The 12948-nt window shown below is 58.2% G+C and carries 11 protein-coding genes; 5 read left to right on the forward strand and 6 right to left on the reverse strand.

Going from position 1 to position 12948, the window contains the following annotated elements:
- Positions 1-228: 228 nt before the first annotated feature.
- Entirely contained in the window at positions 229-1095 is an 867-nt protein-coding gene (locus OS889_RS14740) for a DUF2334 domain-containing protein (protein WP_372391044.1), read from the forward strand.
- Here OS889_RS14740 and OS889_RS14745 read toward each other — a convergent pair.
- A complete protein-coding gene (locus OS889_RS14745) occupies positions 1084-2520 on the reverse strand; it encodes an oligosaccharide flippase family protein (RefSeq protein WP_372391046.1) in 1437 nt (478 codons plus the stop codon). The genes OS889_RS14740 and OS889_RS14745 overlap by 12 nt on opposite strands.
- An 81-nt stretch (positions 2521-2601) precedes the next feature.
- Complete coding sequence (locus tag OS889_RS14750; RefSeq protein ID WP_372391048.1) at positions 2602-3579, reverse strand: glycosyltransferase family 2 protein; 978 nt, start codon at positions 3577-3579, stop codon at positions 2602-2604.
- Between the two features lie 703 nt (positions 3580-4282).
- On the opposite strand from OS889_RS14750, the gene OS889_RS14755 reads away from it, so the two are divergent.
- Positions 4283-5266: an SDR family NAD(P)-dependent oxidoreductase gene (locus tag OS889_RS14755; RefSeq protein WP_372391050.1), complete on the forward strand. Its 984-nt coding sequence runs from the start codon at positions 4283-4285 to the stop codon at positions 5264-5266.
- Between the two features lie 64 nt (positions 5267-5330).
- The gene (locus OS889_RS14760) at positions 5331-8522 is read left to right on the forward strand and encodes an oligosaccharyl transferase, archaeosortase A system-associated (RefSeq protein WP_372391052.1); all 3192 of its coding nucleotides are present in this window, start codon (positions 5331-5333) and stop codon (positions 8520-8522) included.
- Between the two features lie 43 nt (positions 8523-8565).
- Here the strand turns inward: OS889_RS14760 and OS889_RS14765 are convergent, their stop codons facing one another.
- Entirely contained in the window at positions 8566-9642 is a 1077-nt protein-coding gene (locus OS889_RS14765; RefSeq protein WP_372391634.1) for a DUF7350 domain-containing protein, read from the reverse strand.
- 55 nt (positions 9643-9697) lie between these two features.
- Positions 9698-10135, reverse strand: coding sequence for a CBS domain-containing protein (locus tag OS889_RS14770; protein WP_372391054.1), 438 nt, complete (start codon positions 10133-10135; stop codon positions 9698-9700).
- A gap of 76 nt (positions 10136-10211) precedes the next feature.
- On the opposite strand from OS889_RS14770, the gene OS889_RS14775 reads away from it, so the two are divergent.
- Together OS889_RS14775 and OS889_RS14780 are read left to right on the forward strand one after the other, a co-directional pair.
- Positions 10212-10448 (forward strand): antitoxin VapB family protein, encoded by a 237-nt coding sequence (locus OS889_RS14775; protein ID WP_372391057.1) that lies wholly within the window; start codon positions 10212-10214, stop codon positions 10446-10448.
- A 1-nt stretch (position 10449) separates the two neighbouring features.
- The gene (locus OS889_RS14780; protein ID WP_372391059.1) at positions 10450-10839 is read left to right on the forward strand and encodes a type II toxin-antitoxin system VapC family toxin; all 390 of its coding nucleotides are present in this window, start codon (positions 10450-10452) and stop codon (positions 10837-10839) included.
- 33 nt (positions 10840-10872) lie between these two features.
- Here OS889_RS14780 and sucD read toward each other — a convergent pair whose 3' ends face one another.
- Together sucD and sucC are read right to left on the reverse strand one after the other, a co-directional pair.
- On the reverse strand, positions 10873-11742 hold the full coding sequence (sucD, locus tag OS889_RS14785) for a succinate--CoA ligase subunit alpha (RefSeq protein WP_372391061.1): 870 nt from the start codon (positions 11740-11742) through the stop codon (positions 10873-10875).
- The gene (gene sucC / locus OS889_RS14790) at positions 11739-12884 is read right to left on the reverse strand and encodes an ADP-forming succinate--CoA ligase subunit beta (protein ID WP_372391063.1); all 1146 of its coding nucleotides are present in this window, start codon (positions 12882-12884) and stop codon (positions 11739-11741) included. The genes sucD and sucC overlap by 4 nt, the downstream gene beginning before the upstream one ends.
- Between the last annotated feature and the right edge of the window lie 64 nt (positions 12885-12948).

Raw genomic sequence — 12948 nt, forward strand, 5'->3', positions numbered from 1 at the left:
GCCTGAGTGGTGATCGAACCACCCCGATACACTCAATCCTGCTTGATTTTTCGGCTAGGTGCAGTCCGAGTGTAGAGACAATCTTTGACCACATTCAGAACATCTATCATAATCTGGACGAAGCACACAAGATGAATCAACGTGGACGCGAAATATCGAAGCGAACACGTGGGACGACTTTTCGAAGCAAGTTAAATACATCAGGTAACGATACTAGAAGGGAAGACTATGACGTTTGACTTCGCCATACGAGACGACGATCCAAATTACTTCACCGATCCAAACGAATTAAAGCGTGCGTACGCAGCTCTCCCAGATTCGATTCCGATCTCCTTTGCGGTCGTCCCGTTTCACGGGTGTACGAAAACACCGGCAATTCCTGAGGACAGATGGGAAGGAGACAAGGAATTTCCAATTGACGCGAACGAGGAACTCATAGCATATCTCCGGGAGGAACTCGAAAGCGGATCGGCCTCTGTGATGCTCCACGGATACAATCACGTGAAGTATGCAGATGGACCAGAGTTTGTCGCGGGCGATAATCTGTATAATCGAATCCAGAAAGGGCGTGAGTACCTAGAAAATGTGTTTAATATCGATATCGAAATCTTTGTACCACCAAATAACTCGTTCTCGCGTGCCGGACTCAAAGCAGTCAAAGATGAGAGCTTACGTACCTTCTATTATCCAACACCTCTGAACCGACCAAAGACTCCAGAAGTACTGACTACCTTTGGTCAAGATTTGGTGTTCAAATATCGACACAGGAGTGGGGGGCTTTTCGAGTTCGTCTCTGCAGCCGATAGTTTCTGGCGGCAAGAGAACCGGTCCGTTTTTATGCCGGTTCAACCGTGGACGTATACATTGCAAGGTGAACCAGAGCTCACATGTGTTAGTATGACGCGTACTGATTCGATCAAACGGATCAAGCGCCAGATGGAGATTGCTGATTACTACGATGCTAAGTTCTGTCTCGCAATTCACTATCACGCGTTCCGGTCGGCCACGTTTCGGAGTTCGTTTTATGAATTAATCAACTACGCACGGTCGGAACTGGATCCACGATTCGTACGGGCGGAAGAACTATTTGAGTAGATCGCTGACGTAGAGTTCTTTCAGAAGATCAAACACCTTGCTTCGAACTCGGGAAGAAAAAGACAATAACACAGTGAAATATACGATAACTCCGATTCCAACGGAAATGAGAACGTAATAATACGGGTACGCTGAGATCATCGATTCGACACTCGTAACGACGAGCCCCATAATTCCGGCCGCAATCCCCTGATATCCGAGTTCGCGATACGGTACCGAAGCCCCAATCACGTGTCGTACAGCGTAAAAAGCGTACCCGAGCGATATGAGCATAGAAATCATTGTGGCGATAGCCGCGCCGATCCACCCGAACGTAACTACTAGGGTTGCGTTAGCAATAAGATTGCTAGAAATGAATAGCGCGTTTGAGCGGAACGCAAGATCAGGACGGTCCAATGCACTAAGTCCATTCTGTAATTGCCCCTCATATGACGAAAATATCGCAAAAATAGAAAGTAAAGCGAGAATAAGGCCTCCTTTTGTAAACTCTGAACCGTAGAAATGAAGTAGATCTGGGGCGATCAGGATCGCACCTACGGCTCCTGGAATGGCAACGATACCCGCATATATGAGCGATTGCTCCAACAGGCTTCGAACCTCATTATCCCGGTTTTTTGTAGAGAGCTCACTCATAGTCGGGAACAACGCACTGCTGATCGATTGGCTTGCAAGGGCAAGGACAGTAGCAATATTCCAACTTACTTCGTAAATACCGATCAAATCAGGGGCCACAAAAAATCCTAATACGATCGTATCTGTCCATGCTGATGTTCGCGTCTTCAACGCCCCAAGCCACGAATAACGTGCGAATTCAAGCAGACGCCTGAAGTGTTCAATTTTAGGACGTGCGGGTTGATATTTTAATGAGAGTAAAGCCACCCCCCCCACGATAGCTAATGTAAACCCCGCCGCATACCCAACGAGGAGACCGAGTAAACCGAATCCAAGAGATATTAACACGATTTGAAATGTCGTGCGGATGGCTTGGGAACTCAAATCAAGAAGAGATGCTGTCGCAACCCGGTGCTGCCCTCGAAGTCCGGATCCTATCAAATTAAAAATAGTCTTAACAACCAGTATAGAAATGAGTATCAGTCCTACGTCAGCACCGATGTACTCGTTCAAGTAGGGGTGAATTACGAAGAGAAAACCCACGAGGAGTAAAAGTATGGATAACTGCAGAATAACACCTGCAGAAAAGAATTCATCCGGTGATTCACGTTCACTAATACGTTTGCGTATAGCTGAACTAACTCCTAACTGCCCAATGAACTCCAACCAGCTTAACACGGCGACAGCCAAAAAATAAATTCCGAGTGTCGAAGAGCCGAGTTCCCGTGCAAAGATGATCGTGCCAATGAACCCAATAGTAGTAACGAAGAGTTTGGTGGCGAACTGTACCAGAGATGTCGTTGACGGTTTCACGGCTGAGGTAATAGCAGCGTATGAGTCTATTTAATTATCGGCATAATTCCAATTGAATTTGAATTAAAACTGCCCTCCAATTCACATATCGTCATCTCCCGACCACTTGTCAACGACATAGGCGGCGTAACCCACAGGAAACGCCAAAGCCCAAAGGAGACGGGCACCGAGTGATCCTAACTGACCTACTTGAGTTAGAGGTCCTTCTCCCGTGTGGAATGAGTGCCTCGTGAACCCTGCAGCCGAGATGAAAAAGGTCATAGGATCATAGCGAAACCAAGAGAGATGTTCGTTTAGACGCTTTTGATGCCAAATCACGAAGCTTTTCGCGTCATCGGTGTTTTTTCGCTTGGTGAGTTGATCTGATTGTTCCTCCGCTTCGGAGTGATATATGCCGAGAACCTCATTGACACAATATTGGTTGTACTCTTTGGCTATCTCGCTACCTACCGTGCTTTCCGGGACATATCTGACGTTCCCTGGAGTGGGGAAAGGATATTGTCGGAGAACAGATGTCCGATTACATCCAATTCCGTCACCTGTCACTTTGTACTTATATCGGAGTTCAAAATAGTTCGCGAACATCCGATCTTCTGGAAACTTTTCGCCGTTAATGTTCCCTTCTTCATCAGCACAGAGACAGCTTATACCGACTACATCGTCGCGATTATCTGGAATCTCTCCCCATAACTCCAGAAGTCGTTCAACAGCGTTCGGGAATAATTCATCATCAGCATCCAAACTGACAAAAAGTTCACCTTTGGATTCTCTGATCGCGATATTGTATGCTTGATGTTTTCCGGTGGCCTCCTGTACGTGAAATCGAATGGGAAATTCCGCTTCCTCTTGCCATTGTTTTACCAGTGAGGATGTTTCATCAGTCGAAGAATCGTCAATAATAAGCCATTCAAATTGGTTGTATGTTTGCTCTCGAAGGCTTCGGTATGCTCTCTTTAGTTTCTCGGCACGGTTGTATGTCGGTGTGAATATTGTAATCGGATATTCGAAATTTTGTGCGTGTTCCGCTGAAATATATCCTAAATTCATTTCAATTGCCATTCGTTATCTCAACCGCTAGCTTACTTGTTAGGGATTCCCGAATCAGGTACATTAGCTTGTCGATGCTGTACCCAAGAGAGGAAGTATCAAGGACGGCTGTTTCTCGCGGCTACAAAGAAGAAAACTCATCGAACGCTACGGCAGCGAATTTCGCGATATCACGATCACCTGCGTCCACTAGCGCACATAGTTCGACCACATACCATACTACAAGCCGAATCACACGCTAATAATAAGTCGTGTTGATGATCGAGGATAACGTCTTTCGTGAGCTTCAGCGACGTCATCAACCGCCAGCAAGAAGATCACCCCGAGATCGACCTCTCATCGAAGAGACAGAACTGAAAATACCACATAATAAGATTTTATTCTAATGTAGGAAATTGTGTCCACTATATTGCTGTGGTTTTCTATAATCCGACACAAACCCAGCAACGACGGAGTTCTACACGCTCATCCCGGAGGTCTTCTACACCTGCACCTCATTCAGCACTCCGACTATAGCGAGTACGAACTCCCCAATATGACCGATCTTCTGATTCAATCCGGCAGAGTGATCGACGCTATCTGACTCAACAGTGGCGAATTGGCGGCGAATATCGCGAGGAACGCGACAGCACCGAAGAATGTCTGCAGAAGGGAACAGCAGACAATTTCCAGTCAGAACCGGAACCGACAAATGAAACCCAATCGAACCCCGTGTATGCAGATTCTTGTCACGGGCGGAGCGGGTTTCATCGGCTCGAATCTCGCCGAACGTCTACTCAGCGAAGGCCACCACGTCGTCGTCCTCGACAATCTTGATCCGTACTACGATCTCGGAATCAAGGAACACAACCTCAGCGCCTGTAGTAAGGCGAGCAGCAACCGCTTCGAGTTCGTCGAAGGCTCGACTACGGACGAGGAACTCGTCGAAGACGTCGTCGCGACCCATGACATCGACGTCATCTTCCAGGAGGCGTCAAAAGCAGGTGTACGAACCAGCGTGGAACAGCCGAAGGACTATAATGAGAGTAATATCAACGGCATCGTGAATGTCCTCGAAGCCGCTGCAGATCAGGACGTCAAGCGCGTCGTGAACGCCTCTTCCTCCTCAGTCTATGGCGTCCCTGAGTACCTCCCCTACGACGAGGACCACCCGAACTACCCCAAGAGCCCGTATGCCGTCACGAAGCTCGCAGCCGAACACTACTGCAACGTCTACGACGATCTCCGCGGTGTCCCCACGGTGAACCTCCGGTACTTCACCGTTTACGGACCGCGGATGCGTCCGAATATGGCCATCTCGAACTTCGTCTCTCGCTGTCTCAACGACGAACCGCCGATCATCTACGGCGACGGCGAACAGACCCGGGACTTTACCTACATCGACGACGTCGTTGAGGCGAACCTCGTGCTCCTGGAGACGGACGCCGCGGACGGCGAGACGATGAATATCGGCTCGAATGACAACATCTCCATCAGAGAGCTCGCAGAGTACGTTGTCGACGAGACGGGTGCCGACGTCGACATTATTCACGATGAGGCGAAGGACGCAGACGCCAGGCACACCCACGCGGACGTCTCGAAGGCCGAAGAACTCATCGACTACGAACCGAGTACCGACATCCGCGAGGGCGTCTCGAGGTTCATTGACTGGTACGAGGCGAACCGCGAGTGGTACGAACCGCTCGTGCGTAACTCGTGAGAGCTACCGCGCTTGGCCTCTTAACAAAAGGCTTATTCGCGCTTTCCGAATCATTCCGCCCATAATGAGTTCGCGTAGTGAAACTGACGACAGAGGAGGTCAATCCGTCCTCAACATCGTAGAGGACTGGTATCAGATGCCCGCCCTCCTTCTCGTGGTAGTCGTAATGTTCGCCTGGCGGATGCAGTCGTACTCCAACTTCATCCGCAATGGCGAGGTTTACTTCTCCGGCAACGACGCGTGGTATCACTTCCGCGAAGTTGTGTATGCCGCCAAACACTGGCCATTCACGATCCCGTTCGACCCCTGGACGTACTTCCCCTACGGAACGTTCGTCGGTCAGTTCGGGACATTCTACGACCAAGTCGTCGCTACGGCCGCACTAATTGTCGGACTCGGCTCACCTAGCCAAGCGCTCATCGCGAAGATGCTCCTCGTTGCACCCGCAGTAGCAGGAGCACTCGCAGCAGTCCCAGTCTACTTCCTCGGCAAGCGTCTCTCCGGTCGGATCGCCGGTCTCTTCGGCGCGATCGTCCTGATGCTCCTCCCAGGTACGTTCCTCGGCCGAACCCTCGTCGGTACTGCCGACCACAACGCGGTCGAGCCGCTGATGATGGCGCTCGGTGTCTTCGGCTTAGTTATAGCTCTCCAAAAGGCGGAGACGGCGATGCCGGTCTGGGAAGTGGTCCGTGAGGAACTCCTCGAAAACCAGGAAATCGGTACACTCAGACAACCCTTGAAGTGGAGCCTCCTTGCTGGCTTCTTCGTCGGACTCTACATCTGGACGTGGCCGCCGGGCGTCATCCTCGTCGGGATCGTCGGCGTGTTCACTCTTGTCAAAATCCCCAGCGACGTGATCAATGACCGTACACCCGAACCGACAGCGTTCGTCATTGCGACGAGTATGCTCGTCGTAACCGTGATGTCGGTCCTCATCTTCGAACAGTTCGGTTTCAGTACAACGATACCGACCCTCCTTCAGCCCGCCGCCGCGCTAAGCGTCGCAGTAGCCGCCATATCTCTCTCTTGGGCGGCACGCCTCTGGGAGAGCACTGATCTCGACAAGTCACTCTACCCGACGGCAGTTGGCGGCTCCGTCGTCGCTGGTCTCGTCATCCTCGCAGTGCTTCCTTTCGGTCTACTCGATCTCATCATCGGGAATCTCCTCCGCATCGTCGGCTTCTCGGCTGGAGCATCAGCACGGACCATCGGCGAGGCCCAGCCCTTCATTTCCCAGTCCACACTCCAGCGCTACGGCGTCGAAGCCGCCGGTCGAATCACAATCGAATACGGTCTCACCTTCTTCACCGGTCTTATCGCCGCCGTCTGGCTCCACGCTCGCCCGCTCATCGAGGAGGGAACCCAACGAACATACGGCTACATCGCAGGCTCGCTCGCCATCATCGCGCTCATCTTCCTCGCGCCGTTCATCCTCGGCGGCATCGAGAGCATCACCGGCATCGACGAACAGGTCGCCGGTCTCCTCATCGTCTCGGCGCTCATCATCGGCGCGACCTTCTTAGCCGACTACGACGCCGACAAGCTGTTCCTGATCGTCTGGGCGGTGTTCATCACCTCGATGGCGTTCACCCAAGTGCGGTTCAACTACTACCTCGCGATCGTCGTCGCAGTATTCAACGCCTACCTCTTCGGCGAGATCCTCAATTGGCTCGATCTTCGGAAGTCCGTGAGCCAAGTCGTCGACGACATCGACGGCTACCAAGTCCTCGCAGTAGTCGCCTCTATCCTGCTGATTCTCGGTCCAGCGCTCACCATCCCGATCACTGTCGGCAACGTCCAAGCGTCGCCGGCCTGGCAATCGAATGAGAACGGCCCCGGCGCGGTAACCGTCTGGGACGATTCCCTCGAATGGATGCAAGGCAACACTCCCGAAGAGGGGAATCTCGGCGGCGCCGGAAACGCCGACCAGATGGAGTACTACGGGACCTACGAACGAACCGACGACTTCCAGTACCCCGACGGCGCCTACGGCGTGATGTCGTGGTGGGACTACGGCCACTGGATCACCGTCCAAGGCGAACGCATCCCCAACGCGAACCCATTCCAGGAAGGCGCCACGACAGCCGCGAACTTCCTTCTCGCACCCAACGAGACCCAGTCACAGAGCGTCCTCGAAAACCTTGGCTCCGAAAACGAGGAGACCCGGTACGTGATGGTCGACTGGCAGATGGCGACTCCGGGCTCGAAGTTCGGCGCACCGACGGTCTTCTACGACGCCCAAGAGAACGTCTCCCGCTCGGACTTCCTCCGAACGCTCTACCGCTTCAACGACGAAAACCAGGGGCAGTTCGCCGGCACGACCACGCTCCGGACACAGCGCTTCTACAACAGCACGATGACGAAGCTGTACTACTACCACGGGAGCGCGCGCCAGCCCTCGCCGGTCGTGATCGACTGGGAACCACGACAAGTCCAGACCGGAAGCGGTGAAGCGGTCACCGTCCCCTCGAATCCGCAGGGCGAGACGTTCGTCCGGACCTTCGACAATATGAGCGCCGCGCGCGAGTACGTGGCGAACGACCCGACCTCGCAGCTCGGCGGCGTGGGCTCGTTCCCCGCAGAGCGCGTGGAGGCGCTCGAACACTACCGCCTGGTCCACGTGAGCAACACCTCCGCGCGCAATTCGATTCTCCGGACGACCTACCAGGGCGCGCAGGTCGCTGGTGTCAACCCCCAGGTGACGGTTCCGAGTAACCCGGCGTGGATCAAGACCTTCGAGCGGGTGCCCGGCGCGACAGTCCAGGGTAGCGGAGCGCCGCCGAACACCAACGTGACGGCGCAGACCGAGCTCCGGATCCCCAACACGAACGCGACGTTCACCTACACCCAGCGCGCGGAGACGAACGCCGACGGGGAGTTCACGATGACGCTGCCGTACTCGACCGCCGGCTACGACGAGTACGGCCCGGAGAACGGCTACACGAACGTCAGCGTGCGGGCGACGGGCCCGTACACGCTCTCAACGTCGCCGACCTTCCAGAACGGCTCGATCGTATCCTATCAGTCGAACCTCACGGTCTCGGAGGGCGACGTCAACGGTGACGGGGACGGAACCGTGAGCGTCGAACTCGAACGGACGGAACAGGAGTTCACGATCGGCGGTGGTTCCGGCTCCGACTCTGAGTCGGGCGATGAGTCCACATCCGACGGGTCGACGTCGGACGGATCTACTTCCGATACGAACACGCAGTCGCTCCGTTCGTCGGCGATCGCAGCCGACGCACGGGCGGCCTGAACGCGAGAAAGCGACGCCCGCAACTGTTCTCGGTTTTCGCTGTTCAGGCGGTCACCGTAACAGCGTCCATCTCCAGAAACGCCGTCTCGTAGCCGTCGTGGCGAGCGATCTGTGGGGGGATCGTCGGCGTGATCGTCACAGTGTCAGCGGAGCGAATCCCCGGTACGGACGCGCCGTAGTGGTACCCCAACTCGGGATCCAGCGTCCGGCGGAGCCGACCCTCGAAGACCGTCTCGTCGTCGCGCGTCAGCGTCGCCTCCAGCCCCATCATCGGCAGGACGATGCGATTGTGGGGGGTGCGCGCGGAGACGTAGAGGTACGGCTCAGCGCCGAACCGATCGTCCGCGTCGTCGACGACGAACGCCTCGAAGACGGCGTCGCCGGAGCGGCCACTTCCCAGGTGACGGCCCGGAAGCGCATCGACGGCCGGCGCGCGGCCGACGGGGACGCCGTCCATCTCCATCGGTGGGACAGCGCCGCGCGCGCCCGGATTCTCGGTCTCTTCGAGCGCGATCTCGGAGAGTTCGTCGGCGTCGAACGCGAACGGTATCGTCGCCATCTCCGCGGATTCGAAAGCATCCGCAAACGCGCCGGTCCGCCGTAGCGACACGCCACCGATGTGGACGCGCGCCTCGTAGGCGCCCTCGCCGTCGAGCGCGTAGTTCGAACCGTAGTGAAGGCCCATCTGCTGGGAGAGCATCGGGTACGCGAGCTCCTCGGTGACGAGGTCGCCGTCGCGCCGGATCTCGATCGTCACCCCCGAATCCAGCGGGAGGGCCTGCCCGGTCTCTGTGTCCCACAGCGAGGCCATCAGGTGGAGGTCGTGGTCGGCTTCGACGACGGTCTTCGAGCGCTCGGCTCCGGAGAGCGTCCAGAACCGATGCGGGTACGAGAACATCAGTGCGACGCCGAACCGCCCGGCCGTCGCTCGCCCGTACATCCGCATTCCCTCGGTGACCGTCGGGACGTAGACCGCGTCGGGTCGATCCTCGACGAGCGTCGGATCCCGCCACGCGGACTGCCGGCGGAATCCCAGCGCTCGCAGACAGCCCGCGGTGCTCAGCAGGGCACCGGTCGCGACGCCCCCGAGGAGCGCCCGCCGAGTCGTGTGGGATCGCAGCACGTGTGCAGGTAGCGACCGGACGGTGATGACGGTTCCGGACGGCTTCGGGAGGTCACCGTACGTCCTCGCGCGTCAGCCAGTCGTACTCCGCGTCCGCGCGCTCGCGGGCGTCGCTGCGGATCCCGCCGTAGTTCCGGATCAGATCCGTCGTGGAGATGATCCCGACGACATCGATACCGTCGACGACGACGAGCCGGTGGACGCCGTGCTCGTGGAGTTGCTCCGCGGCACGACGCGCTGACGCCTCGGGACCGATCGTGACCAGCGGCGCGCTCGCTGCGCTCCGGACGGGGATGCACGACAGCGGCTCGTCCGTCCGATGGCTCGCTCTGAGCACGTCGCTCTTCGTGACGATTCCGCCGGGTGCGCCGTCGTCGGTGACGACCGCGCTCCCGACGTCGGCGTCGAGCATCCGCTCTACGGCGACCGCGAGGGTGGCGTCGACATCGACGGTGACAACGTTCCGAGAGCAGACGTCGCTGACGCGCATCGTTCGTGCAACTGTGGTTCGCCGGTAAAGATCTCCCGAGAAAAGTATTTGTTCTGCTGCATACAACCGTATGCATATGTCGAAGAGCATCCGCCTCTCCGAGGAGGCGTACGACCGTCTCGCTGCCCACAAGCGGGACGACGAGACCTTCTCGGACGTCGTGCTCCGTCTCGCCGGTGAGCGGTCGCTGCTGGATCTCGCCGGCATCCTGAGCGACGAGGAGGCCGACGCGCTCCGGGAAGCTGTCGAAGAGCGTCGCACACGTCGGAGTGACGACCTCGAAGAGATCGCAGAACGGATGCGGGAGGTCTGAGGTGCTTCTGGACACGTCGTTCCTCATCGACCTGATGAACGGCGACGAGGCGGCGGTCTCGAAGGCGCAGCAGCTCGAATCCGACCTCGTCCAGCAGCGGATTTCGTCGATGACGCTCTTCGAGCTGTATTACGGGATCGCCCGGGCGATTGATTCGGAAGAAGAGCGCGAGACCGTCGAAAACGTCCTCGAATCGAAGCCGGTGCAGCCGGCTGACACGGCTGTGATGCGAAAAGCCGGGCGATTGTCGGGCGAACTGCAGAACGATGGGGCGCCCGTCGGGGACGGCGACGTGATCATCGGCGCGACTGCGGCCGTCGTCGGAGAGCCCGTCCTCACCCGGAACGTCGACGACTTCGAGCGTCTGGGCGTCGACGTCGAACCGTACTGAGAAGTACCGGGGCTGACCGCCCCCGGTGGTTCCTTACAGGAAGTCCTCGATGTGGTCGGCGACCTCGTTGGGCGTGTCGCCGACGGGGACGCCCGCGTCGTTGAGCGCGTCGATCTTCGATTCCGCCGTGCCGGTGCCGGACCCGGAGACGATGGCGCCCGCGTGGCCCATCCGCTTGCCCGGCGGCGCGGTGCGGCCGGCGATGAAGCCCGCGACGGGCGTGTCCATGTTCTGCGCGATGAACTTCGCGGCCTGCTCTTCGTCCTCGCCGCCGATCTCGCCGCACATCACGACCGCTTTCGTCTCCGTGTCGGCCTCGAACGCTTCGAGGGCGTCGACGAACGACGTCCCGATGATCGGGTCGCCGCCGATGCCGATCGCGGTGGTCTGGCCGATGCCCCGCTCGGTGAGGTTCGAGACGACCTGGTAGGTCAGCGTGCCCGACCGCGAGACCAGGCCGACGTCGCCGGACTCGAAGATGTTGCCGGGGAGAATACCTAATTTGGCCTCGCCGGGCGTGATGATCCCCGGACAGTTCGGGCCGATGAGGCGGGTGTCAGTCTCAGAAAGGCGCTTGTTCACCTTCGCCATATCCTGGGTCGGGATGCCCTCGGTGATGGCGACGGCGAGGTCGAGGTCGGTGTCGAGCGCCTCGAAGATCGCGTCGCCCGCGAACGCCGGTGGGACGAAGATCACGGAGGCGTCGGCGTCCTCGGCCTCGACGGCCTGATCGACCGTGTCGTAGACGGGGACGCCGGCGACCTTCTGGCCGCCCTTCCCGGGCACCGCGCCCGCGACGACGTTCGTGCCGTACTCGATCATCTGCTCGGTGTGGAAGTTGCCCTCCCCACCGGTGATTCCCTGTACCACGACGCGGGTGTCGTCGTCGACGAAGATGCTCATTGGCTTGCCTCCTTTGCGTTACCGACCGCTTGCTGGACCGCGTCTTCGAGCGTCGCTTCGACCTCGACCAGATCGGTGTTGAGGATCTCCATCCCCTCCTCGGCGTTGGTGCCGGCGAGGCGGACGACGACCTTCTTCGGGATCTCGTCGAACTGCTCCAGCGCCTCGTTGATGCCCTTGGCGACCTCGTCGCCGCGGGTGATGCCGCCGAAGATGTTGAAGACGACCGCGTCGACGTTCTCGTCGGCGAAGACCATATCCAGGGCGTTCGCGACGCGCTCGGCCTTCGCGCCGCCGCCGATGTCGAGGAAGTTCGCCGGCGTGCCGCCGTAGTGGTCGACGAGGTCCAGCGTCGTCATCACGAGGCCGGCGCCGTTGCCGATGATGCCCACGTTGCCCGAGAGCCGGACGTAGTCGAAGCCGTACTCGTTGGCCTTGCGTTCGAGGTCGTCCGAGGCGGCCTCGTCTTCCATCTCCGCGAGGTCCGGCTGCCGGAAGAGCGCGTCCTCGTCGATGTTCATCACGGCGTCCGCGGCGACGACTTCCCTGTCGGAAGTGACCATCACGGGGTTGATCTCGATCTCGGAGGCGTCCTTGGACTCATAGAGGTCATAGAGCGTCGAGAGGATCGAGGCGACGTCGCCCGCGACGTCCTGGGGGATGCCCGCGTCGTAGACGACCTTGCGGGCCTGGTAGGGATGCAGACCGAACGCGGGATCGATGTGCTCGCGGGCGATGGCCTCGGGGGTCTCCTCGGCGACGGACTCGATGTCGACGCCACCCTCAGTAGAGACCATCGCGACGGGCTCGCCCTCGCCGCGGTCCATCGTGATCCCCACGTAGAGTTCGTTCTCGAAGTCGACGCCGGCCTCGACGAGGACCTTCTCGACGGTGTAACCCTTGAGGTCCATTCCGAGAATCTCGTCGGCGTACTGCCGGGCCTCGTCCTCGTCGGTCGCGATCTTGATGCCGCCGGCCTTGCCGCGTCCGCCGACGTGTACCTGTGCCTTGATCGCCGCCGGGAAGCCGATGTCGGAGACCGCCTCGACGACCTCCTCGACGGTCGTCGCGAGGCGAGACTCGGGTACCGGAACCCCGGCGTCGGCGAAGACGTTCTTCGCCTGATACTCGTGTAAGCGCATCGTCCGAGTGACGGGTATGCGCCCGCATAAATCCCGCCGATATCGGTCTCCCATCCGGCCCGCG

The organism is Halobellus sp. MBLA0158 (assembly GCF_041477585.1).
GTDB lineage: Archaea > Halobacteriota > Halobacteria > Halobacteriales > Haloferacaceae > Haloquadratum > Haloquadratum rubicundus.